Source organism: Archangium violaceum, from assembly GCF_016859125.1.
GTDB classification, from domain to species: Bacteria; Myxococcota; Myxococcia; order Myxococcales; family Myxococcaceae; genus Archangium; species Archangium violaceum_A.
Window position 1 is genome coordinate 6,336,993 of record NZ_CP069338.1, and the last position, 23,585, is coordinate 6,360,577.

At 70.1% G+C, this 23,585-nt stretch carries 17 protein-coding genes and 1 pseudogene; 8 read left to right on the forward strand and 10 right to left on the reverse strand.

Annotation, left to right across the window (positions count from 1 at the left end; genetic code table 11):
* Nucleotides 1-23: 23 nt before the first annotated feature.
* Nucleotides 24-695: a polyhydroxyalkanoate synthesis regulator DNA-binding domain-containing protein gene (locus JQX13_RS27115; RefSeq protein ID WP_203411798.1), complete on the reverse strand. Its 672-nt coding sequence runs from the start codon at nucleotides 693-695 to the stop codon at nucleotides 24-26.
* Nucleotides 696-844: 149 nt separating this feature from the next.
* Between JQX13_RS27115 and JQX13_RS56505 the strand changes: the two are divergent.
* The 3 genes and pseudogenes from JQX13_RS56505 to JQX13_RS27125 form a co-directional block, all read left to right on the forward strand.
* A pseudogene (locus JQX13_RS56505) lies at nucleotides 845-904 on the forward strand (zinc-ribbon domain-containing protein); the annotation flags it as partial.
* Between the two features lie 225 nt (nucleotides 905-1,129).
* Complete coding sequence (locus JQX13_RS55540; RefSeq protein ID WP_275425013.1) at nucleotides 1,130-3,007, forward strand: DUF3426 domain-containing protein; 1,878 nt, start codon at nucleotides 1,130-1,132, stop codon at nucleotides 3,005-3,007.
* Nucleotides 2,994-3,740: a hypothetical protein gene (locus JQX13_RS27125; RefSeq protein WP_203402387.1), complete on the forward strand. Its 747-nt coding sequence runs from the start codon at nucleotides 2,994-2,996 to the stop codon at nucleotides 3,738-3,740. Before JQX13_RS55540 ends, JQX13_RS27125 begins: the two co-directional genes overlap by 14 nt.
* On the opposite strand, the gene JQX13_RS27130 is transcribed toward JQX13_RS27125, so the two are convergent.
* A complete protein-coding gene (locus tag JQX13_RS27130) occupies nucleotides 3,737-3,967 on the reverse strand; it encodes a twin-arginine translocase TatA/TatE family subunit (protein WP_203402388.1) in 231 nt (76 codons plus the stop codon). The genes JQX13_RS27125 and JQX13_RS27130 overlap by 4 nt on opposite strands.
* Before the next feature lie 109 nt (nucleotides 3,968-4,076).
* On the opposite strand from JQX13_RS27130, the gene JQX13_RS27135 reads away from it, so the two are divergent.
* Nucleotides 4,077-4,805 carry a glycerophosphodiester phosphodiesterase gene (locus tag JQX13_RS27135; RefSeq protein WP_203402389.1) on the forward strand — a complete coding sequence of 243 codons (729 nt, stop codon included), beginning with the start codon at nucleotides 4,077-4,079 and terminating at the stop codon, nucleotides 4,803-4,805.
* Nucleotides 4,806-4,983: 178 nt separating this feature from the next.
* On the opposite strand, the gene JQX13_RS27140 is transcribed toward JQX13_RS27135, so the two are convergent.
* The 3 genes from JQX13_RS27140 to JQX13_RS27150 all read right to left on the reverse strand — a co-directional run bounded on the left by JQX13_RS27140 (nucleotide 4,984) and on the right by JQX13_RS27150 (nucleotide 10,314).
* Complete coding sequence (locus tag JQX13_RS27140; RefSeq protein ID WP_203402390.1) at nucleotides 4,984-5,892, reverse strand: hypothetical protein; 909 nt, start codon at nucleotides 5,890-5,892, stop codon at nucleotides 4,984-4,986.
* 160 nt (nucleotides 5,893-6,052) lie between these two features.
* Entirely contained in the window at nucleotides 6,053-9,289 is a 3,237-nt protein-coding gene (locus tag JQX13_RS27145; RefSeq protein ID WP_203402391.1) for an MXAN_5808 family serine peptidase, read from the reverse strand.
* A gap of 224 nt (nucleotides 9,290-9,513) precedes the next feature.
* Nucleotides 9,514-10,314 (reverse strand): EI24 domain-containing protein, encoded by an 801-nt coding sequence (locus JQX13_RS27150; RefSeq protein ID WP_203412226.1) that lies wholly within the window; start codon nucleotides 10,312-10,314, stop codon nucleotides 9,514-9,516.
* 58 nt (nucleotides 10,315-10,372) lie between these two features.
* Here JQX13_RS27150 and JQX13_RS27155 point away from each other — a divergent pair, with 58 nt between their 5' ends.
* Together JQX13_RS27155 and JQX13_RS27160 are read left to right on the forward strand one after the other, a co-directional pair.
* The gene (locus JQX13_RS27155) at nucleotides 10,373-11,710 is read left to right on the forward strand and encodes a glutamate--cysteine ligase (protein WP_203402392.1); all 1,338 of its coding nucleotides are present in this window, start codon (nucleotides 10,373-10,375) and stop codon (nucleotides 11,708-11,710) included.
* Between the two features lie 116 nt (nucleotides 11,711-11,826).
* The gene (locus JQX13_RS27160; RefSeq protein ID WP_203402393.1) at nucleotides 11,827-13,470 is read left to right on the forward strand and encodes a sensor histidine kinase; all 1,644 of its coding nucleotides are present in this window, start codon (nucleotides 11,827-11,829) and stop codon (nucleotides 13,468-13,470) included.
* A gap of 23 nt (nucleotides 13,471-13,493) precedes the next feature.
* Here the strand turns inward: JQX13_RS27160 and JQX13_RS27165 are convergent, their stop codons facing one another.
* From JQX13_RS27165 to alaS, 5 genes are all read right to left on the reverse strand, one after another.
* A complete protein-coding gene (locus JQX13_RS27165; RefSeq protein ID WP_343211013.1) occupies nucleotides 13,494-14,792 on the reverse strand; it encodes a hemolysin family protein in 1,299 nt (432 codons plus the stop codon).
* A 138-nt stretch (nucleotides 14,793-14,930) separates the two neighbouring features.
* Complete coding sequence (locus tag JQX13_RS27170) at nucleotides 14,931-15,563, reverse strand: outer membrane beta-barrel protein (RefSeq protein ID WP_239013888.1); 633 nt, start codon at nucleotides 15,561-15,563, stop codon at nucleotides 14,931-14,933.
* Between the two features lie 161 nt (nucleotides 15,564-15,724).
* Nucleotides 15,725-18,562 carry an Hsp70 family protein gene (locus tag JQX13_RS27175; protein ID WP_239013889.1) on the reverse strand — a complete coding sequence of 946 codons (2,838 nt, stop codon included), beginning with the start codon at nucleotides 18,560-18,562 and terminating at the stop codon, nucleotides 15,725-15,727.
* Between the two features lie 25 nt (nucleotides 18,563-18,587).
* The gene (locus JQX13_RS27180) at nucleotides 18,588-19,220 is read right to left on the reverse strand and encodes a hypothetical protein (protein ID WP_203402394.1); all 633 of its coding nucleotides are present in this window, start codon (nucleotides 19,218-19,220) and stop codon (nucleotides 18,588-18,590) included.
* On the reverse strand, nucleotides 19,217-21,919 hold the full coding sequence (gene alaS, locus JQX13_RS27185; protein ID WP_203402395.1) for an alanine--tRNA ligase: 2,703 nt from the start codon (nucleotides 21,917-21,919) through the stop codon (nucleotides 19,217-19,219). Before alaS ends, JQX13_RS27180 begins: the two co-directional genes overlap by 4 nt.
* 72 nt (nucleotides 21,920-21,991) lie before the next feature.
* Between alaS and JQX13_RS27190 the strand changes: the two genes are divergently transcribed.
* Nucleotides 21,992-22,738 (forward strand): HEAT repeat domain-containing protein, encoded by a 747-nt coding sequence (locus JQX13_RS27190; protein ID WP_203402396.1) that lies wholly within the window; start codon nucleotides 21,992-21,994, stop codon nucleotides 22,736-22,738.
* Between the two features lie 64 nt (nucleotides 22,739-22,802).
* Nucleotides 22,803-23,549 (forward strand): HEAT repeat domain-containing protein, encoded by a 747-nt coding sequence (locus JQX13_RS27195; RefSeq protein ID WP_203402397.1) that lies wholly within the window; start codon nucleotides 22,803-22,805, stop codon nucleotides 23,547-23,549.
* The last annotated feature ends 36 nt before the right edge of the window (nucleotides 23,550-23,585 follow it).

Below are 23,585 nucleotides of genomic sequence, written 5' to 3' on the forward strand. Positions count from 1 at the left end.
GGGAGGGCAGGGGAGGGCACGCGCTACTGCGGATTCGGCGGGCTCTTCTTCTCCAACTCGTCCAGCTTCTTCTCGAGCTCGGCCAGGCGCTGCGTCAGCACCGCCATGTCGCGGCCGAGCGCCGGCAGGTTGCCCGCCAGGTTCTCCACGACGTGCTTCACCCGCTCGTCGATCTTCCGCTGCCAGTCCTCCAGCGCGCGCTGGCTGGCCTTGAGCAGCTCCGCCGCACCGCCCGGGCCCGCGGCGGCGTTGGCGGCCTCCTCGGGCTGCGCCTGCTCGGCCGGCTGCTGCTCGGGCGAGGGCTCGCCCTCCTGCCTGTCTTCACGCCGCAGCAGCTTGTCCAGCCGCGACTCGGCCTCCTCCCGGATGGAGGCCACCCGGGGGGTGACCGCCTTCTGGATGAAGTCCGTCAGCGACTCGCCGGGATGGCGGATGATCTCCCGGAGCACCGTGAGGGGCATCCGGTTCCGCTTCTTCTCTTCCTCGAAAATGATCTGCGCGAGCGTGACCGAGGTCAGATCCTCTTTCGTCCGGTTGTCGACGATCTGGACCTCCACGCCCTCCTTGATCATCGCGGCGATCTCATCGAGGGTCACATATCGGCTCTCGACGGTGTCGTAGAGCTTGCGGTTGGTGTACCGCTTGATGACCTTCGGCTCCTTGCTCGGTACGCCTGCCTGCTCTGGCTCGCTCATATCTGGTTCTCCCCCTGCCTCCGGACGCTCTCGCACACGGTGCGGGACGAAAGCCTGTAGCAGAGGGGGTGGGAGCGGGCAAGCCGAGGAGAGGCATGCTCGCGGTGGTGCCCCTCTGCGCCTATACTCACGGACCGGCCGAGCCCTGAATGATCGTCAAGTGTGAGCGGTGTCAGACGCGGTTCAAGATCCCCGACGAGAAGGTGACGGACAAGGGGGTCAAGGTCCGCTGTACCAGGTGTCAGCATACCTTCCGGGTCGTGCGTGAGGACCTCGCGTCCGCCACGTCCGCCCCGGCCACCCCTCGTGCGGGTACACCCCTCGAGGTGCCCCGGACTTCCGGGCCCGGGGCTGCCCCGGCCGGGAAGGCTCCGGCAGCGGGAGTGGCCGCCGCGCGCGGAGGTCTTCCGGCGGGCGTTCCCCGGGTCCCCTCGATGGAGCCGCCGAAGACTCCGGCGACGATCGATCTGGATCCGCTGATGGAGTTCATCGGCGAGAGCACCCCCACGCCCGCCGAGGCCCTGAAGCTGGCCGCGAAGGCGCCCATCCCCAACAAGCCCGCGGGGGCGATCGCGGTCGGTCCGGTGCAGCCGCCGGCCCCGGTGCAGGTGCCCGCCCGCAGCCCTCCGTTGGCGCCGAAGCCGGCCCAGGGCACCGCGCCCCTCCAGGTTCCGGCGAAGAGCCCGCCCGTGCCCCTGCCGGTTCCGGCGAAGAGCCCCGCGCCCGCTCCCGTGAGCAGCGCGCCCTTCTCCTTCGACGAGAACAACCCGTTCGGCTCGGATGAGGGCGAGGCGACGCTCGCCGGCTCGATGCCCACGTTGCCGCCGGCCCCCGCGCCCAGGCCGGTTCCCGTGGCCGTGCCCGCCCGCAGCGCGCCGCCGGCTCCGAAGCCGGCCCAGAGCGCCGCGCCCGCGCCCGTCCAGGTCCCGGTGAGGAGCCCCGCGCCCGCGCCCCAGGTCCGCGCGCCGATGGCGTTCGAGGAGAACGATCCGTTCTCGCTGCCTCCAGAAGACGCGCCGACGCTCCAGGCCACGCCCACGCTGCCGCCCCGAGGCGCCGCGCCCGTTCCGCCGCGTGGCGCGCCGATGGCGTTCGAGGAGAATGATCCGTTCTCGCTGCCCCCGGAAGACGCGCCGACGGTGCAGGCCACGCCCACGGTGCCGCCCCGGGGTGCCGCGCCCGCTCCGGCTCCGGTCTTCGAGGAGATGGAGGGGCTCGAGGGCAACAACCCGTTCGTCACGTTCGATCCGGTGGCCGCACTGCCTCCGGCTCCCGCGAAGGCCCCCGCGCCCGCTCCGGTTCCCATTCCGGCCGCGAACCCGGGTGAGATGGAGGGGCTCGAGGGCAACAACCCCTTCGCCGCGTTCGACCCGGTGGCCGCGCTGCCTCCAGCTCCCGCGAAGGCGCCTGTGCCTGCTCCGGCGCCCGCCCCGAGTCCCGCGCCCGCATCGGGCATTCCGGACTGGGGCGCGCCGCAGCAGTCCATGCCATCGGGCATCCCGGACTGGGGTGCCACGCAGACGGTCGCGGCGACTCCCACCGCGAAGGCGAACGCGCCCACGGAGCGCAATCCGTTCCAGGACTTCCCGGGGGCGGGTGCCCAGAGCACGGAGATCCTCCCGGATCTGCCGGGGATGACGCCGACGCCCGCGCCGCCGGTGATCGCCGCGCCGCCCGCGCCGAAGCTGGAGGCGCCCAAGGCGCCGCCCACGGGTCCGAGTCTGGTGCAGCGGTTGGCCGCCGTGGCCGCCCAGCTCGTGGTGGCGGCGGTGCTGCTGGTCGTCCTGTTGGCCGTGGGCAGTGCCTGGCTCAACGATGGGCGGGTGGAGCTGTCCGCCCTGTCTCCCGCGCAGGTGCGGGAGCAGGTGCGGGAGATGGTGTCGCCCACGCGGCCCCTGGTGGCGAAGGATCTCTCCAACGGGCTCTACGAGACCCGTGACGGGCGCGCCGTCTTCTTCGTCCGGGGAGAGGTGGAGAACCGTGGCTCCACCCCCATCCGCGTGAAGGTGGGCGTCACGCTGTTCGACGGAGAGCAGAAGGTGCTGTCCGCGGAGGGCCTCGTGGGGGCCGTGCCCACGCCGGAGGAGCTCTACTCGCTCCAGAGTACCAGCGACGCCGAGGCGCTGCGGGCCCGCCTGGATGGCGCCTCCAAGGAGGTGGCTCCTGGCGCCCGGGCACCCTTCGTCGTCCTGTTCTACGAGTACCCCTCGGATCTGGCCGACTTCCGGCTCGAGGTGACGCTCGAGCCGCGGACCACGGTCGCCGCCAGGGAGGGAGCCCAGGAGGGACGCGCCGGCGATGCCAAGCCGTGAGGAGGCCAAGACCGTCGTCCGGCGGCTGCATGCCCTGAGCGGTAGCGCGGAGATCGTCCGCAAGGCCGCCGCGCGCGAGCTCGCCCGGAGGGATCCGCTCGACGCCAACGAGCTCCTGCACCAGGTCATCTACCTGGCCCGGGAGTCCTGGGAGCCGGCCACCTGCGTCCTCTCCGCCTTCGTGGCGGCGCTGGGCCAGGAGGCCGCGAGCATCCCCTACGCGGATTCGATGCGCCGCATGGCCGAGGTTCAGTCCCTGGAGTCGGTGGCGGATCTCTTCGAGACGGCGCCGGCCCAGAAGGAGTTCGACGAGGGCGCCGCGGCCAAGGCGGATGCCCGGCTCCTCACCCAGTCCCTGGGGCACCTCAAGCAGCAGGCGCGGCTCACGAGGGATCCGGACGTGCTCGCGCGGCTGGTGACGGTGAGCAACCCCGCGGTGGTGCGCAACGCGCTCCTCAACCCCCGGCTCACCGAGCCCCTGGTGGTGCGCATGGCGGCGCGCCGTCCCGCCCGGCCGGAGCCGCTGGTGGAAATCTGGAAGTCCTCGCGCTGGTCCTCGCGCCACGCGGTGCGCCGCGCGCTCGTCTTCAACCCGTACCTGCCGCCGGAGGTGGGGGTGAAGATCGTCCCCCTGCTCAGCGCGAGCGACCTGTCCGAGCTGGCCGCGGATGCGTCCGTGCACCCCTCGTTGCGCGAGCAGGCCGCGCGGCTGCTGGCCGTGGAGTCGCGCTAGCCGCGCTTGGGGCCGGAGTCGGTGTAGTCGGCGTCGGAGACGTCCTGGCCACGCCTGGCGCGGGGCAGGGTCTTCGCGTCCACCAGGTCCTCACCCTTGGAGGCCTTCTTGAACGAGTAGACGAACTTGCCCACGGCGTTGCCGAGTTGGCCCATCCGGGCGGCGGAGAACACCACCACCAGGATGAAGGCGATGAACAGGATCTCCCCGGTACGCAGTCCCAGCATGCCGCGCACAGTGCAGCAATGCCCGGGGGGAGGCAAGCCGCCTGTCGTGCCCGGACGGCCGGTGCCGGGACGCTCGCCCCTGGAGCCGGGCTGTTGCACAGTGGGAGGCATGCTCCTGCTCGCTCACCGAGGCGCCAGCGCCGATGCCCCCGAGAACACCCTCGCCGCCTTCCAGGAGGCCGTGGCCCAGGGGGCCGATGGCGTGGAGCTGGACGCCATGGTGTGTGGCTCCGGCGAGGTGGTGGTGTGCCACGACGAGAAGCTGGACCGGCTCGCCGGCCTGCCCTGGGAGGTGCGCACCACGTCCTGGTGGAAGCTGAAGCAGGCGGATGTGGGCAGCCGGCTCGGCTTCGCGCCCGCTCGCATCCCCCTGCTGGAGGAGGTGCTGGACGCACTGCCCGCGCACTTCCTCATCAACATCGAGCTCAAGTGCGACCGGGCCGATGACGGAGGACTGTCCCGGAAGGTGGCGGAACTCGTCACCCGCCGGGAGCTGGCCGAGCGGGTGGTCATCTCCAGCTTCAACCCGCTGTGCCTCTTCCGGACGGCGGCCGCCGCGCCCTCGCTGCGCCGCGGCTTCCTCATCGATCCGGACAAGCGCTGGGGCCCGCAGGCGTACGTGGTGATGCCGCTCGTCTCGTCCCACTCGGTGCACCCGTACCACGAGCAGTGCACGCCCGAGCGCATGCGGCAGTGGCTGCGTCAGGGCCTGCGCGTGGCGGTGTGGACGGTGGATGAGCCGGAGCGGGCTCGGGCGATGGATGAGATGGGCGTCTCCTACCTCATCACCAACAAGCCCCGCGTCATCCGTGAGGCCCTACGCGGCGGGGCGGCCTGAGCCCCTTCAGGTGGCCCCCCGCGGCCATTTCCCCTCTCCCTTCGGGAGAGGGACGGGGTGAGGGTATCGGGTGAACCCGGGTTGAACCCCCCTGTTCACACCGCGGGCCACGGGTTGAAGAACGGGCTCGGTTACCCTCACCCTAACCCTCTCCCGAGGGGAGAGGGGACATTCTCCACTAGAAGTCCAGGCCGAGCGTGGTGCTGAAGGCGACCACCGCGGGTAGGGCACGGTCCGTCGTCACACCCGAGCTGGTCACCGGGATGGTGCCCTGGCTGCTGAGGGAGAACTCGGCGCCGAGCTGCAGCGCGCCGCCGATGAAGCGCACACCGCCGTAGAAGCGGGTGTTGATGTTCTCCCCCATCTTCACCTGCGTGTAGACGCCGGTGTTGTCCAGGCCCGCGTAGGGGTTGGCCGGGTTGAGCGTGCTGTCCAGCGTCCGCCCCTGATCGAAATCGATCGTGTCCGAGCTGGCCATCACGCCCGTGAAGTCGATGCCGCCGTAAGGCGTGAGCGTCACCATTCCGCCGAGCGGGAACTGCTTGCCCACGCCCAGGTCCAGGCCGGTCGCTGTCAGATCGAAGTCCCTGTTGCCCATCAGGCGCGTCACGTGGAGACGCACGCCGATGTCGGGCAGCCAGGTGAAGCCCTCGTTGACGGCCCACTTCAGCTCGCCGGTGGTAGCGAACATGCTGCTGCGGTCGATCCACCCCACGCGCGCCCCGAGCTCGAGCGAGAAGGGCAGGCCCTTGCGCACGTGCACCGAGGGCAGCAGCAGCGAGCCCGTCTGCGGACGCTCCGTGGGCAGGAGCACGCTGGAGGGGAGGCTGACGACGCTCAGCTCCGCGTTGAGGGCGAAGCCCGCGTGCCCCAGCGTCTCCGGGGGCATCAGGTTCGCCGAGGTCATCACCGCGGCGAAGGTGCGCGCGAAGGCTCGGAAGTTCGCGTTGGCCTCCGAGTTGATGTTGTCCAGGCCCGGCTCCGCTTTGCCGAACTTCGTGATCTGCGTGAAGTCGTTGCGATCCGCGTACGCGGCGGGACCGCACACCAGCACCGCGAGGGCCATCCAACGGCTGAACGTCCGCATCCTCAGTACCGCCTCCCAGGCACACGTCCGGCGACGGCGCCAAACGGAGTGACGCTAGCGTGCGTCCGAGGAGAGCGTCAATAAAACGGGCGGCTTCCGAGGGGGCCCGGGGCCCCGACGAAAGCCGCCCGGATGGCAGCCGATCAGCCGCGCTACTTCCTTACGGCGTCACCGACTTGGTCGGCTTGGTGGCCGTGGCCGGCGCCGCCACCTTCTGGGCCATCTCGGCCGGACGGCGGCGGATGACCAGGGTGCGGCGGCTGGCGAAGTCGGTGCTCTCGCGCGCCACCACCAGGACGGCGTTGTTGCCCTCCTTCAGGGAGAACTCGGTGGAGAACTTCAGCTTGTGCGGCTCGCCCTTACCGTGGGTGTTGGCGCCCTGGAAGTAGACCTTCTGGTCGTTCACCAGGACGTACATGTCCAGCAGGCCCTGGGCGTCATCCACCTCGCCGGAGAGCGTGTACTTCTCACCGTTGGCCACCAGGCCACCCTGGCTGGCGTCCACGTCGAGCCTGATCTCCGGCGGCGAGCGGCGGGCCACGTACGTCACCCCCTGGAGGACCGAGGTCGAGGCCTTGCCGCGCGTGTCGCGGGCATCCTGGGCGCGCACGAAGGCGAAGCGCTCCCTGTCCAGCTCCACCCGGTAGAAGCCCTTGGTGACGGCCTCGGTGTTGAGCACCACCGAGCGCGGCAGCTTGCCGAGCACCGGGGCGTCCTGCTGCGGGGCGGCCAGCAGCTCCGCCTTCTCCGCCACCTTCACCAGGCCCTTCTTCGGCTCGAACTTCGCCACCGCGGCGTCCGCCACGGGCATCTGCAGCTTCTCCATGGCGAACTCCTCGAGCGGCTCGTCGAAGATGGTCAGCTTCAGCGGGAAGGTGTTCTCCTTGAAGCCCTTTTTCACCTGGAGCTGGAAGCGCGCCGTCTTCGTCTCGCCCGGGGCGATCTCGCCCAGTTTGAAGCGGCCCTTCTCGATGAAGATGTTCGCGTCGCCCGCGTTCTTGATCTGCGCGGACGTGTCGAGCGCCTTGCCCTTGCCGGTGTTCGTCACGTCCAGCACGACGGTGATGTCCTCGCCACGCTGGGCGACGCCGTCGCGGTTGCACGACGCGCAGTCGTCGAGCACCTGCCAGTTGAAGGCGAAGGAGGGACGCGGCAGCTCCGTGAAGTTCAGCTCGCTCACCAGGGTGGTGGGCAGCACGCCGTGGTCGTCCAGGAACTTCACCGTCACGTCGTCGCGGCGCGAGGTGAGATCCTTGGGCAGGCGCACCTTCACCTTCCACGTCTTCTTCTCACCCGGGGCGAGGCTGCCGATGAGGAACTCGCGGCGGTCCAGGTAGTAGTTGTCGCTCTCCGTCCAGGCGCGCACGCGCTTGAGCGGCTCGGTGCCCTTGTTCTCCGCGGTGAGCACCAGGTCGAACGTCTCGCCCGCGGGGATGCGCTGGTCGGGGGGGGGGCTGAAGGTGGCCGCGAGCTTCACGTCCTTGGGCGTGGGGCCCGGGCTCCAGTCCACGTTGAGCGCGCTGATGGCGGAGTTGATGCGCTGCTCCTCGTCGCGGCGCTTCTTCTCCACGAAATCCTTGCCCTTCTGCAGCATCTGGCGGCGGTCCGTGTAGGGCACCTGGAGGACGTAGTCGCGGGCGAACAGCACCTCGAAGTCCTCCTTCACCTCGTCCTGGCTCTCCGCGTCCAGCTGATCATCCAGCTCCTCGCCCGAGCCGATGGAGTCCACGTCCAGCAGGTGCTTGTTGGTGGTCGACTTGGGGTCCTCCTTCGTGGCGACCCCGGGGTTCTTGTCGGCCTCCTCCTGCTTCTTGGTGAGGGCCTGCTGCTGCTTCTCGTCGATCTTCAGGTACTTCAGCGTCTCCAGCGGCTTCTCGCGGCCGAGCACGTCCTCGCGCTTCTTGGCCACCGAGTCCGAGTTCGGGTTGCCGAAGTGCTGATCCAGGTCCGCCTCGCCAATCGTCTTGCGCGGGGCGAACACGAGCACGCGCTCGTCGGTGACGGCCGAGGGAATCAGCTCGATGTCCGGGACGATGCCGACCTCCTGGATGGAGACGTCGCCCGGGGTGAGGTACTTGGCGATGGTCAGCTTCAGCGCGCTGTCGTCCGGGAAGTCATAGAGCACCTGCACGCTGCCCTTGCCGAACGTCTGGCGGCCGATGATGACCGCGCGGTTGAGGTTCTTGAGCGCGCCAGCGACGATCTCCGACGCCGAGGCGCTGCCCGCGTTCACCAGCACGGCGATGGGGAAGGTGTCCTCGCCCTCGTCCGCCCGGGCCCGCTTCTCCTCGCGCAGCTTGTCCGACAGGCCCACCGTCGAGACGATGGTGCCGTTGGAGACGAACGTGTCCGACACCTGGATGGCCTGCTCCAGCAGACCGCCCGGGTTGCCGCGCATGTCGAGCACCACGCCCTTGAGCCCACCCTTGGACTCGGTCTGCCGGCGCATGTCCGCCAGCGCCGCCTGCAGGTCACGCGTGGTGTTGCCCTGGAAGTTCTTCAGCCGGATGTAGCCCACGTTGCCGGCGAGCAGCTTGGACTGCACGCTCTCGATGGAGATCATCGCGCGGCTGAGCGTCATGGGGTGCGGCTTGTCCCAGCCCTTGCGCTCCACGGTGATGCTGATGCGGCTGTCCACCGGGCCGCGCAGCTTGGACACGGCCTCGTTGAGGTCCATGTTGACCGTGGACTCCTCGCCAATCTTCTTGATCTGATCGTCCTTCTGGATGCCCGCGCGCGCCGCCGGCGTCTTGGGCAGCACCTTCACGACGGTGAGGTTGCCCTCGCGCATCTGGATGACGAAGCCCAGGCCACCGAACTCACCCTTGGTGGACAGCTTCATCTCCCGGTACACCTCGGGGCGCAGCAGCACCGAGTGCGGATCCAACGTGGAGAGCATCCCGTTGACGGCCGCGTACTCGATGTCGCGGGTGTCGTCCATGGGACGCATGTTCTTGTTCACGAAGTCGAAGACGTCCTTGAGCGTGAAGGACATCTTCCAGAGCGAGTCGACGTGGCTGATGTCGAACTCGCGCGTCTTGCCGTTGACGTTGACGCTGAGCTTGCCCGTCTCGGCGTTGCCGTCCACGAGCACGTCCGGGACGCTCTTCTCCACGTACTCCAGCGCGGAGATCATCATCTCCTTGGGCTTCACGCGCTTGGGGTCGACGTAGTTGTCCTTCACGTAGAGGATGACCTTCGTGAAGACGCGCAGGGAGGAGAGGTCGTGCGTCGGGCCGCCCTTCTCGCCAGCGATGCGGTTGGAGTCAGTGGCGTTTGCCTGGCCGGCCTCCGCCGCGCCCAGTGTCAGGGGCAGGGGTGCCCGGTCGTTGCCCACGAGGGCCCAGGCGCCAAGGAGAACGGCGACGGCGGTGATCCGGCGAAAGAGTCGCGGCATGGTTCATCCAGATTGGAGCCCGTGGGCCCCGGGGGTGATGCGTGAAAAGCCCTGCGAAATCCAGCGGTTGCCGATGAGGAACGGGGCCAGGAGCGACCGGGCAAGCCTAATCATGGACCCCTGGTGCTTCAAGCGGACGCCTCTGTGCAACGTTGGAGAACGCCACGAGCGTGCGCTGCGTTCCCGCGCCCGGGGCCACCGGACGAGACAACCGGGCGGGAGGATTATTTCCCGGCCGGGGGTGGGGGCACGTTCCCCACGGCGAGCAACCCCCGGTAGAGGAGCGTGCCGCCGACCACGGCCACCGGGAGGAAGAAGCTGTTGAGCAGGGGCACCCAGAGCAGGACGTAGACGCCCGCCCCGAAGCCCAGGCAGAGCAGCCAGCGCTGGCGCATCACCCGGCGCACCTCGGCGAAGGGGTACTGGTGGCGCGTCATGGGAGCGGCCAGGTGCTCTCCCGCCAGCCAGAGCACCGTCCATCCGGTTCCCAACACCGTCCACGCCGTGTTTCCCAGCACGGGGATCAGGTTGAGGGGGAAGAGCAGGGCCAGCCCCAAGACGAGGAAGAGGACGCGCGCCAGGGTATGCGCCACGCCGGTGACCAGGCCCTGGGTGAAGGCACCGAGCCGGAAGGGGGGCGGCGTGTAGCCACCGCACTGCTCCTCGGTGAGCTCGGACAGGGGATCCTGCAGCGGCGCCAGCACCAGGGGCAGTACCACGTTGGCGCCCACCACCAGCAGGACGAGGAACATCAGCACCAGGAGCACGTACCAGACGGCCTGTCCGTACCAGGCCTCGGGGCGGGTCCACATCCACCCCAGCAGCTGCGGCGTGTACATCCAGACCAGGGCGAAGAGGCCTCCCAGTGCCACCAGTGTAACGACCGCGCACAGGGTGGAGAGGCGCAGCAGCCGCGGCGTCCGGAAGATGAGGCTCCAGGCCCGGCCGAGCAGGCCAAGCCCCTGGAAGAAATCCGCCGGACCGGGCCGGGCGGAGAGTGTGGGCACCGGCGAGGGGTGGGTCATCTCCGAGACGATGCGCAAATGACGGCGGCACGGTCAACGATCGTTATATAGGGCCGCCATGTCTCTCGACCTCCAGCGCTCAGCCTCCGAGCCGATCACCTCCATCGATATGCTCCTGGCCGGTTTCCGGTCCGCGGAGAAGCCTCGTTCCAAGCACCTGCTGGGACTCGAGCACGAGAAATTCGTCTATCCGATCCAGGGCGCGAGCCAGGTGGCCTACGAGGGACCCTCGGGGATTGGCGCGCTGCTCGAGCGGCTGGTTCCGGCCGGTTACACCCCCTTCCGGGAGACGCCGACCTCTCCCATCATCGCCCTGCAGAAGGGGCTGCTCACCATCTCCCTGGAGCCCGGCGGCCAGTTCGAGCTGTCCGGCTCGCCCTGGCGCACCGCGCGCGAGGCCCACGCCGAGAACCTGGCCCACCTGGAAGAGGTGAAGGCCGCCGCCGGGGCGCTCGGTCTGAGGTTGGTGGCCCTGGGCTACCGGCCCTTCGGCACGCCGCGGGCCATGTCGTGGATGCCCAAGACGCGCTACGTCGCCATGCGCCAGAGCCTCCCCGAGCGCGGCCCGCTGGCGCACAACATGATGTTGATGACCTCCACCGGTCAGGTGTCGCTCGACTGGGAGGACGAGGCCGACTGCGTGCGCAAGACGGTGCTGGTGGCGCGCCTGGCACCGCTGCTGGTGGCCCTCTACGCCAACAGCCCGCTGGTGGATGGCAAGCCCTCCGGCTACCTCTCGTTCCGCAGCCGGGTGTGGGACGAGGTGGATCCCACGCGCTGTGGCTACCTGCGCTCCTTCTTCGACGGCTCCTTCTCCTACCGCGCCTACGTGGAGTGGGCCCTGGACGCGCCCATCCTCTTCCTGCGGCGCAACGGTGAGTACCTCCGCCCGAAGATGACCTTCCGCCAGTTCATCCAGCAGGGCTTCGAGGGCAGCCCCGCCGACATGAGCGACTGGACGGACCACCTCTCCACGCTCTTCCCCGAGGTGCGGCTGAAGAAGGTCGTCGAGGTGCGCGGCGCGGACTGCGCGTCGGCGCCGATGACGGGCGCGCTCGCGGCGCTGTGGCGCGGGCTGCTGTACGACCGCGGCGCGATGGAGGAGGCCGAGCGGCTGCTGCCGCGGCTGTCCTATGAGGAGCACCTGGCCTTCCACGACACCGCGCGCCGTCAGGGTCTGGCCGGGCGGCTCGGCACCCACGAGCTGCACCGGTTGGCCGCGGAGATGGTGGCCATCGCCCGGCGTGGCCTGGAGCGCCTGGATGCCGCCGATGCGCCCCTGCTCGAGCCGCTCGCCGATGTGGCCGCCTCGGGCCGCTCGCCCGCCCAGTCCGTGCTGGATGTCTGGGAGCGAGACCCTCGCCCCGAGGCCCTTCTCCGTCATTTCACGCTTTGACGGGTTTTCAACGCATACCGCATCGATGAAAAAATCCGTCATGACTTGAACGGCCATCTGAGGTATTGGCCGTTCGGGTTTCGGGTGCCCGGAGCTGCTTCCGAGAGGCCATCACGATGACGGTGCGCGGAAAGATCCTGCTGTTCGCGGCGGTGGCGGTGGGGCTCGTCGCGGTGCTCGGGGGAACGCTGTTCTCCATGGCGAGCCGGGGGCTGTGGAGCACGCAGTTGATGTTCTCCATGCACGAGCAGAACGTCTTCTACGGCGGGCTGATCTCGGACTCCATGAAGGTGCCCCATGCCCTGCTCGATGCACATGAGAAGGGGCAGGACACCGGGAAGGTGCTCGACGAACAGCTGCGGCGCATCGAGGCGGACTTCGCGCACCTCCGGGAGCTGGTGCGGCAGCAGATGGCACCCGAGGCGCTGCCCGCGGAGCTCGCCCGGATCGACGAGTTGAACCACGCGCACCTGGGGTGGATGCGGCGCATGGCGGCGCGCCTTCGCGAGTTCCCCGCGGGCGGTGAGGACCGGCTCCTGCATGAGTCGCTCGATGCCTTCGAACGGGAGGTGCTGCCCCTGCTCGACAAGGCCTGGAAGGTGAACAGCGCGCGTCAGGCGGAGCACAAGCGCTGGCGGTTCCTGACGCTCCACGCCAGTCAGGTGCTCGGAGCGGTCGTCCCGCTCGTGGCGCTGGTGCTCGTGTTCTTGATGGCGGCCACGTTGATCATCCCCTTGCGGCGCTCGTCGCGGGAGCTGACGCAGGGGGCGGAGCGCATCGGCCGGGGTGACTTCACCACCGAGCTGCTGGTGTCGGGCGACGACGAGTACAGCACGCTGGCCAGGGCCTTCAACGGGATGGCCGCGGAGCTGCGCGACACCGTGCGGGAGAAGGAGCGGCTGGCCAAGGCGGAGGCGGAGGCCTCGGAGCGGGAGATGCGCCGCTACAACGCCCTGCTGGAGGAGACCGTGCGCCAGCGCACCGCCCAGCTGGAGGAGGCCAATGCCCAGCTCCTCTTCGCCGACCGGCTGGTGACCATGGGCCAGCTCGCGGCGGGCGTGGGGCACGAAATCAACAACCCGCTCGCGTTCATCCTCGGCAACCTCGGCTTCGCGCGGGAGGAGCTGGGCCGGCTCCAGGGGGCGCCCTCGTCCCAGGAGCGCGAGGAGCTGCTGGCGGCGCTCGCCGAGGCACACGAGGGGGCCGAGCGGGTGCGTCTGCTCGCGCAGGACCTGAAGCTGCTGTCCCACGCGGATGACGGGGCGAGCGGTCCGGTGGACCTGGGGGCCGTGCTGCGGAGCGCCTCGAAGATGGCGACGCATGAAATCCGCTACCGGGCGCGGCTCGTGATGGAGTCGGACGGACTGCCGCCGGTGCGGGGCAACGCGGCGCGTCTGTGCCAGGTGTTCCTCAACCTGCTCATCAACGCGGCGCACGCCATCGCGCCGGGTCAGGTGGAGCGCAATGAAATCAAGCTGCTGGCCCGAGCGGGTGCGGATGCCCGCGTCTCAGTGGAGGTGAGTGACACCGGCTGCGGCATCGCGGCGGAGGACCTGGAGCGCATCTTCCGTCCGTTCTTCACCACCAAGCCCGCGGGAGTGGGGAGCGGACTGGGGCTCTCGGTATGCCAGCGCATCATCGTCGCGCATGGGGGAGAGCTCACCGTCGAGAGCGTGGTGGGCCGGGGCACCACCTTCCGCGTCGTCCTGCCGGCCCACGTCGCCGAGCAGGAGCCGAGGGCGGGTGCGATGGCGGCCTAGTGGAGAGGGGACATCCACGGCGCCTACGCGGGGGGGTGTTGGGATTCGGGCTCCGGCTCCGCGGCGGGACGGGCCGGTGGGCGGATGCGGATCTGCTTCACCCGGCGGGCCGAGGCGTCCACTACCTCCAGCTCCGTCCCATCGTCCGTGGTGAGCCGGGTTCCCGGCGCGGGGATGATTCCGGCCAACGCCAGACAGAGCCCCCCGAGGGTGGCCCACGCCTCGCCCTCCGGGAGCTCCAGCTCGAGCGCCCGGTTCACCTCGCGCACGGTCAGGGTGGCATCCGCGAGGATGGCTCCGTCCGGCTCCCGGTGCAGGCAGTCGGGAGGGACGTCGCTCTCGCTGAAGATCTCCCCCACCAGCTCCTCGAGTAGATCCTCCAGGGTGACGAGTCCGGCGAGCCCGCCCCGCTCGTCCACCACGAGGGCCATGGGGGTGCGCCGCGCCTGCATCTGCTGGAGCGCGTCCAGGGCCCGCGTGGTCTCGGGAATGAAGTAGGCCGGGCGCAGGGCGTCCTCCAGGTCCAACGTGCCCTGCTCCAGCGCGATGCTCAACAGGTCCGTGCCGACGACGTACCCCACCACCCGGTCCAGGGTGCCCTCGTACACGGGAAGGCGGGAGTGGCCCCGCTGCTGGAGCACCTGCTTCAACTCCTCCAGGGGCGCGTGCCTGCGCAGCCCCACCACCTTGGGCCTCGGCACCATCACGTCCGCGACGCTCAGGTCCGCCAGGTCGAGCGCGCGCGTGGCGATGTCCCCGGAGCGCGGATTGACGGCTCCACTCCGGGAGGCGTCCTCCACCATCTGGTGGACCTCCTCCGGGCTCATGCGGGATTCGGTGAAGGAGGTCCGGTCCTTGAAGAAGCGCAGCACCAGGTTGGAGCTGGCGGTGAGCAGCCAGACCACCGGCTTCGTCAGCCGGGACAGGAGCCGGAGGGGCCGGCCGATGAGCAGCGCGTACCGCTCCGAATACCGGAGCGCGAGCGACTTGGGCACCAGCTCGCCCAGCACCAGCGACAGGTAGGAGATGAATCCGATGACCAGCGCCAGGGCGAGCCGCGAGGCGTGCTCCGCTCCCACCCCGAGCTCCTGGAGGACCGTCGCGAGGGGCTGGGCCAGGGAGGCGCCGCCGAACGCTCCCGCCGTGGCGCTCACCACCGTGATGCCAATCTGCACCGTGGCCAGGAAGCGTTCCGGATTGTCCCGGAGCGAGGCGACGGCCCGCGCGGCCCGGCTGCCCGACTCCACCAGCTCATGCACCCGCGTCTTGCGCACGGAGATGATGGCGAGCTCCGCTCCCGCGAGAACGCCATTGGCGAGCACGAGCAGGAGGATGATGGCGATCTCGGAAGTGATGGCGAGCTCCTTGTCGCGGGTGTCGATCGGTCATCAGGGAGCCCCGCCGCGACCTGGAAGGTGCGACGGGGCTCGACTTCATGAGACCTGGTGGCCTCGGAAGGACTAGAAGCGGCCGCCCACCGTCAGGGCGAAGTTGAGCAGGTTGCCGCTGGTCTCACCGTCCAGGTCGACCGCGTCCTCGAACTCCGTCCCCAGGAGGAAGCGGTACGAGGCGCGCGCCCCGGCGAAGACGCTCGGGGTGAACCGGTAGTCCACGCCGGCCGCGACCGGCACCTCCTGGATGAAGTCGTTCCTGAAGAGGCCTTCCGCGCCATCGGTGACGTTGATGTAGCTCACGCCGACACCCGCTCCCACGTACGGGCGGAGCTTGTCCTGCATGACGAGCGGGCCGGCCTTGGCCATCAGTCCCAGGTTGTGGCGGTACAGGGCCTCTCCCTCCTGGATGGTTTCCTCATTGATGGGGATGCGCTGGCTTTCGACACCCGCCTCGATGCCGAAGTTGCGCCAGGGCTGCGCACCCGCCGTGATGCCGAGCAGCGGGCCCGCCGCCGTACGCGACCCGGCGTCTCCGGTGAATCCGCCCATGCCCAGACGCACGTCGAGGCCCACTCGCGTCCTCTCCTGCTCGAAGTTGATGACGTCGCCAACGCGCGAAGCGTCAATGGCGGCGAACGCCGAACCCGCGGTGCAGAAGGCCACCAGCGCGATACCACCCATCCACGAACGAACCTTCATCTCATCCTCCCGTCACTCTGGGGTGTGTGTCCTCTGGCCGAAATCTGGGCATTCGGCCGGAATGAGAAGGATGGGAGCCGCGCCTGCCCGGGGTGGCCGTGCACGCTCCGGGGAGGAGGGGAGGCGCTCGGCGGGCCTCCTGGTTCTCTCGGGGAATGGGGCTAGCGGCGTCCGAAGAGCTTGCGCAGACCGGAGAGGAGACCGCCGGGACGCGTCTCGGGCTCGCCCTCCAGGGGAGAACGGGCGATGACGGCTTCCATTTCCGCGTCCTCGGGCATGTCCGTGGCGAGCGTCACGGGGTGGCGCTTCACGCCGGGCAGCGTGGCCGCGAGCGAGAGGGTCCCGTCCTGCGAGAGGCTGAAGTGCACTTCGGCCTCGCCGGGACGCTCGAGCGTGAAGGCGAGCGTGCCGAGGTACTCGTTCTCCGCGGCCACCGGAGAGGGCCCCTGGAAGAGGGCGAGCGTGAGCGGCCCGGGCGTGACGGGAAGGACGAGTGTCTTCTCCGCGGGCAGCCGGGTGTTGCGCTCGAGGACGCGCCGCAACGTGCCCCCGCGCTCGGCCACGCCGATGGGGACGGAGAGCACCTCGGAGACGGTGGCGCCGGGCTTGCCCGCCGCAGCGTCGAGCATGCCCTGGCCCAGCAGCGCCGCGCCGAGCGCCGCGGAGTGAGGGGCCGCCACATCCGCGCGCACGGGCACGCCCAGGCTCTCCTCCAGACGGCGGCGCACCAGCGGCGAGCGGCCCTGGCCTCCGAGCAGCAGCACCTCGTCGAGCCCCTGCGGCGTGAGCGCGCTGGACTCGAGCACGTGGCGGACGACGAGGGTGATGCGCTGCACGAGATCCGCGGTGAGGGCCTCCAGGCGCTCGCGGTTGAGCGAGAACGGAGCCGGGGCGCCGGGGAGCGGGAAGGAGACCTCCTCGCGCTCGCTGAGGGCTACCTTGGCGGCCTCGGCGGCGGTGAGCAGGGGGACCCAGTCGGAGGGGTGCTCGGGGCGCGGAAGTCCCTGGGCCTGGAGCTCGCTGGCGAGTGCCTCGGCGATGCGTGCGTCGAAGTCCATGCCGCCCACGGTGGGATCTCCTCCGGTGGAGATGACCTCGAGGTCGTCACCGGTGAGCTGGACGACGGACACGTCGAGACCGCCGCCACCGAGCTCCACCACGAGCAGGCGCTTGCGGGCGAGCACCCGCCCATGGCCGAAGGCGAGCGCCGCGGCCGAGGGGGCGTTGAGGATGCGCAGGACGTCGAGCCCGGCGAGTGTGCCCGCCTCGCGCATGGCGGCGCGTTGGCGATCGTCGAAGTGGGAGGGGACACAGAGGACGGCCCGCATGGCCTCGTGGCCGAGGAAGGTGCTGGCGGCGGACTTGAGCTCGCGCAGGAGCTGGGCGGCGAGCTCGGGGAGGAGGAGACCGCGGCCGTGGAGCTCGATGCTGGCGTCGCCGTGGGGGCCCGGGGAGATGGGGAAGGGAAGGGGACCGCCGAGCGCGCGCACCAGGGGCGAGCGGGCGCGCAGCCCGAGGAACCGGCGGAGCCCGTGGATGGCATGACGCGGAGAGCGCGCGGCCTCGGCCCTGGCGGCCGTGCCCACGAGGAGCTGGCCCGTCGCGTCCACGGCGATGAGCGAGGGGAGGGACTGGGACTCGCCGAAGGAGAGGAGCTGGAGCGTGCCCTGGTGGTGGACGGCGACGCGCGCCTGGGAGGTGCCGAGGTCGATGCCGAGCACGACCTCCGGAGGCGCGGCCGTCACGGGCGCGGAGACGGGCACGTCGAGGATGGCGCGCCGACGGCCCTTGAGCTCGGGCGAGACGGGACGGCGAGGCTCCTCGGGGACGACAGGGACTGGAGTCTCGGAGACGGAGGGCTCCGGACGCACGGAGACGGGCGGCTCCGCGGGGAGCACGGGGACAGGTGCCGGAGTCACGGGCACAGGAGGCGGCTCGGGCTCCGGGGCGATGATCGCGGAGGGCTCCAGGTCCTCGGGGGAGAGGTGCTCCAGGACGGCGCTGGCGATGAAGTCCTGGGTCGTGGGACGCACGGGGAGCACCGGGGCCGCACCCTCGGGCGCCACGAAGGCGGCGGGCTCCGCCGGGGTGGACGTGCTCGCGGGTTCGGGCACGGTGACGGTGGGAACGCCCCAGACCGGCGTGATGGTCCGTGTGGGTTTCTCGGCCACGGGAGCCGGGATGCTGGCGGGTGTTGGGGCCTCGGGTGGCTGCGGCGTGGGCGGGACCTGCTGCCCGGCCGCGGCGGCGGGCTTCGGTGCAGCTGCTCGTGGAGGAGCGGCCGGTTTCGGCGCCGGTGGGGCCGCGGGCTTCGCGGGGGCAGGAGGAGGGGCCTGCCTGGGGGCGGCCGGAGGAACCTGTTTCGCTGGCGGCTGAGCTCGAGCCGGAGCAGGAGCGGCCGGCTTCGGCGCGGCCGGGCGCGGTGGCGATGCAGCGGCCTGCTTGCGAAGCGCCTCCGCGGAGATGACGGGCCGTCCGCTCCTTCCCGGTCCCTCCGGGCGCGGAGCCCGCACCTGCCCGGGCTCATCCGCGCGTGGAGCCCCGGTGGACTGGCTGACGCGTGGCTCCGGGACCTCGGCGGGTGCCTCCGCGCGGGCTTCTGGTAGCTGCTCGAGGACCTGCTCGGCCGCGGCGGAGGGCGGGGGCGCGCTGGGGGCCGTGGGAGCCGGCGGCGAGACGTCGGCGCTCGCGTTCCGGCGGGCCAGGATGCGATCGATGAGCGCCTTGCTGTGCGCATCGAGACGCACGAAGCGCACGGTCATCCCGGCACGAGGGCCCTCGGCCTGGGCCTTCACCACCAGCCCCTCGCCGCGCAGCAGCCGCGAGCCATCGGCCAGCACCAGCTCGAAGGCGAGCCCCGTGCCCTCGGGTTTGGGCGAGCGCGTGGCGATGAAGAGGCCCCCACGCGCGACGTTGGAGCCGTACTTCTCGACGAAATCCTCCTCCGTCGCGTACGGGAGGCGGATGCGCAGCGGGAGCAGCTTGGGCTCGACCGTCACCGTCCGTCACGCCTCCAGGAGGGCCTCATTGCAGCGGGATGCGAGCGTCCGCGCCGCCGGGGGTGGGAATCAGGAGCGCCAGTCCGGGAGCCAGGGCCTCCGCGGGCGCCTCGAAGAGGAGGACGAGCGACTCGCGCTGTTCCCGCTGCCAGGTGTGGTCCAGCGTGCGCGTGCCGCCAACGGTCTGTGCATCTCGGGCGATGGGGTACTCCTTGCCCTCCGCGTCCACCAGCCGGGTCGCGGAGAGCGAGAGGTCCACGGGCTGGGGGCCGACGTTCTCGGCCTCGAGCTCCACGCGGACGAAGAGGTCCGTGGTGGTGAGCGACACCTTGCCCTTGCCGCTCAGGGAGTGCAGGGCCTCCAGGTGGGTGGGCTTCAGCGAGAGCGTGTCCACCTTCACGCGCTCCTTCGAGGCCAGGGCGTACGTCCTGGCCTGTTCCGCCTCGTGGCCCGCGGCGAGGCCCGCCAGGCGCGCGTTGGGGTCCGCGGGAGCGTCGGGAGGGGCGGCGGGCGCACCTCCCTGGTTCACGCGATCCACCTCCTGGCGGAGCTTCGCCAGGGTGCGGTCCTCGGTGGGCGCGGACTCCTCCTTCTTGCAGCCCCCCATGAGGGCCGCAGAGCAGAGGAGCGCCGCGAGGCCACGGGCGTCGAGTCTCATGAGAGGCTCGTTCCCTTCACCAGCTCGTAGAGCTTGTCGAAGGCGGCGGGGATGCGCGAGGGGTCCTCGCCACCGCCCTGGGCCAGGTCCGGCTTGCCACCGCCGCGGCCGTTGACCTCCTTGGCCAGCTCCTTGAGCAGGTTGCCCGCGTGGATGCCGCGCGCCACCACGTCCTTGGTGGCCGCCACCAGGAGGACGACCTTGCCGTCCTTCTCGCCGCCGATGAGCACCACGCCGGACTTGAGGCGATCGCGCAGCTGATCCGCCAGCCCGCGGTACACGTTCGGGTCCGCCGGATCCATCCGCGTGGCGAGTACCTTCATGCCGTTGATGTCGCGCGCCTGCTCGAGCAGGTCCTTGCTGGAGCCGGCCTGGGCCTTGACGGCCACCTCCTCGATCTTCTTCTCCAGCTCCTTCACGCGCCGCTGCGTGGCTTCCACGCGCTTGACCAGGTCCTTGGGCGAGGTCTTCAGCAGCTCGGCGGCCTTCTTCAGCTCGCGCTCGGTCTCGCGCAGGTACTGGATGGCGCCAATGCCGGTGACGGCGGTGATGCGCCGCACACCCGAGGCCACGCCGCTCTCGGAGACGATCTTGAAGAGCCCGATGTCACCGCTGCGCCGCACGTGGGTGCCGCCGCACAGCTCGGTGGACTGGGGGTGCACGGTGACGACGCGCACCGTCTCGCCGTACTTCTCGCCGAACATGGCGACGGCGCCGGACTTCTTCGCGTCCTCCAGGTTCATCACGCGCGTCTGGGCCTCGGTGTTCTCGCGCACCCAGCCGTTGACCAGGTCTTCCACCTGCTCCACCTGCTCGTGTGTGAGGGGCGAGAAGTGCGAGAAGTCGAAGCGCAGGTAGTCGGGCGCCACCACGGAGCCGGCCTGCTTGACGTGCTCGCCGAGCACCAGCTTGAGCGCCCTGTGCAGCAGGTGCGTGGCCGAGTGGTTGGCGCGGATGGACGAGCGCCGCTCGCCGTCGACGCCCGCCTGCACCATGTCACCCACCTTGAAGGTGCCCTGCGTCACCTTCACGTGGTGCACGACGAGGCCCTGCACCGGACGTTGCGCGTCCAGCACCTGCGCCACCGCCTTGCCGCCGTGGCCCACGATGCGGCCGGTGTCACCGACCTGGCCGCCGGACTCGCCATAGAAGGGCGTGCGGTCCAGCACCAGCTCCACCTCATCGCCCTCGTTGGCCTCGGTCAGCTCGACGCCGCCCTTGTTGACGATGGCGCGCACGGAGCCCTCGCCCTCGTGGCCCACGCCCTCGTAGCCGAGGAACTCGGTGGGGCCCAGGCGCTCGAGCAGCGCGAGGTGCACCGTGGCGATGGCCTTGTCCTTGGAGATGCCGCCCTCGTCCGTGCCCCTCTCGGCCTCCTCCTTCTTGAGCTTCTCGAAGCCCTGGATGTCGGCCTCGAAGCCGCGCTCCTTGAGGATGATCTCCGTGAGGTCCCACGGGAAGCCGTAGGTGCCGTGCAGCTCCCAGACCTTCTCGCCCGAGAGGACCTTCTCCCCGGCCTGCTTCATCCGGGCCACTTCCTCGTCGATGAGCTTCATGCCGCGGTTGAGCGTGCGGCGGAAGCTCTCCTCCTCGTGCTTGCAGACCTCGAGGATGAAGGTGCGGCTCTCGCGCAGCTCGGGGTAGGCGTCGCCCATGAGCTCGATGACGCGGTCCACGACCTTGAAGAAGAAGAGGTCCTCGAGCCCCAGCAGCGAGCCGTGACGGATGGCGCGGCGCATGATGCGGCGCAGGACGTAGCCACGGCCCTCGTTGGAGGGCTGCACGCCGTCGGCGATGAGGAACCCGGCCGCGCGGCTGTGGTCCGCCACCACGCGCATGGAGGCTCCGCCCTCCTGGGTGTAGGGCTTGCCCACCAGCTCGCTCACGCGCGAGATGATGCTCTGGAAGAGATCCGTGTCGTAGTTGGAGCGCTTGCCCTGGACGACGGACGCGATGCGCTCGAGGCCCGCGCCCGTGTCGATGGACGGCTTGGGCAGCGGAATCAGCGGCGCGTCCTTCTCCTTGCGCTCGAACTGCATGAACACGAGGTTCCAGATCTCCAGCCACCGGTCACAGTCGCACGCCACGCCCTGACACGGACGGCCCGCGGCGATCTCGGCACAGGGGATGTCGTCACCCTGATGGAAGTGGATTTCGGAGCAGGGGCCGCACGGGCCGGTGTCGCCCATGGCCCAGAAGTTGTCCTTGAGGCCGAGCTTGTAGATGTGCTCGCGCGGCACGCCCTGCTTCGCCCACAGCTCGAAGGCCTCCTCGTCCCAGGGGACACCACCCTCGCCGTTGAACACGGTGACGGCGAGCCGCTCCTTGGACAGGCCGAGCGTCTTCGTCACGAACTCCCAGCCGTACGCGATGGCGTCGGCCTTGAAGTAGTCGCCGAAGGAGAAGTTGCCGAGCATCTCGAAGAACGTGTGGTGCCGGGCGGTGTAGCCCACGTTGTCGAGGTCGTTGTGCTTCCCGCCGGCGCGCACGCACTTCTGCGACGTGGTGGCGCGCGAGTAGTCGCGCTTCTCACGGCCGGTGAAGACGTCCTTGAACTGAACCATGCCTGCGTTGGTGAAGAGCAGGGTGGGGTCGTTCTGCGGGACGAGAGAGGACGACGCGACGCGGCGGTGACCGCGCTCTTCGAAGAACTCGAGGAACGCCTCGCGAATCTGGGAGGCGGACAGGACAGAGGACATGGTGAGGGTATATGCCACAAGTGGTGGGGGCGCTGCGTTTCTTATGGACCGAGCTAGGATCCGCCTACTGACATGCGCTCCCCATCCCACCTTGTCACCCTTCTGCTGCTCGTCTGCCCGGCGACAGTCCTGGCACAAACCGACCCCGAAACGGCCTCGCTTGGCAGGAGGTTGAAGCAGGGGACCGAGCCCCTCCACCGCGTCCAGGCGGCGCGTGCCCTGGGGGCGTCGGATGACCCCGAGGCACTCGAGCTCCTGTGTGCCGGGCTCCAGGACCCGAGCGCCGAGGTCCGGGCGGCGGCGGCCGGGGGGATGGAGAAGCTGGGAGAGCCAGGCGGGGTGGAGTGCCTGGAGGCCCGGAAGGACGAGCCGGAGGCGGAGGTCCGGACGGCGATGGAGTCCGCGCTGCGCTCCCTGCGCGAGCTGAAGGAACGCCCCCCGCGTGCGTACGTGGTGTTCGCGGGGGTGAAGGACATGACGGGGACGCTGTCGCCGGAGATGGTGAAGGCGACCGAGGCCCGGATGCGGCGCGAGCTGGTGCGGTCGGGCGCGTGGCTCGCGCCGGAGAAGGAGAGCGAAGCGGCGGCGAAGGCGCTCCTGGACAAGCAGAAGGTCCAGGGTTGCCGGCTGGTGGTGGAGATCCGCCCTGGAGCCTCGGCGGGGGGGTTGAAGCTGTCGGTGATGGGCGTGCGCTACCCGGGCAAACAGCTCCTGGGGACCGTGGAGGTGCAGGCCTCGAACGCGGAGCCGTGGGATCTGCTCGTGGCGCTGGCGCCTCGCGTCATCGAGGACGTCACGGGTGCGTTCGGGTGGAAATAGCGAGAGCTCATACCCCCGGTGCGCTGCGTTCCTCGCTGTCCTGGTTCTAGGATGCGAGCTCCGCATGCGGTGCCCGTTCTCGCTCCTTTCCTTGTTGCTGCTGACCCTGCCAGGGGTTGCCCTGGCCCAGGTGGACTCCCGGACCGCCGCGCTGAGCAAACAGCTCGGGCAGGGGCAGGAGCCCCGACTGCGCTCGCAGGCCGCGCAGGGCCTGGGTGCCTCGGATGATCCGGAGGCGCTCAAGCCCCTGTGTGAAGGCTTGAAGGATCCGAGCGAGCAGGTCCGTGCGGCCTCGGCTCAGGCGCTGGGGAAGTTGAAGGAGCTGGCCGGGCTGGAGTGCCTGAAGGCACGCAAGCGCGAGACGGACGCGGCGACGCAGGCGGCCATCCAGGCCTCCATCCAGGTGCTGCAGGGGTTGAAGGAGCAGACGCCCCGGCTCTACGTGTCCTTCGGTGGGGTGAAGGACAAGACGGGCCAGCTGCGGCCGGAGGTGGTGAAGTCCACCGAGGCGCGGATGCGGCGCAAGCTGACGCAGGTGGGAGCGCTGCTGGCGCCGACGAAGGAGAAGAAGGCGGCGGCGAAGGGCGTGTTGCGCAAGCACGGCATCCTCGGCTTCCGGGTGCAGGCGGAGATTCTCGACACGGAGTCGGGAGGCCTGTTGGTGCGGATGGTGTGCGTCAGCTACCCGGATCAGTTGCTGCTGGGGGACGTGGAAGTGCAGGCCTCGGGAGCGAAGCCCGAGGAACTGCTCAAGGTGCTGGCGCCTCGCATCATCGAGGAGGCCGCGGACACGTTCGAGTGGGACACGTGAGGCCCTGAGACTGCGCTAGACATCCCGGCCATGACC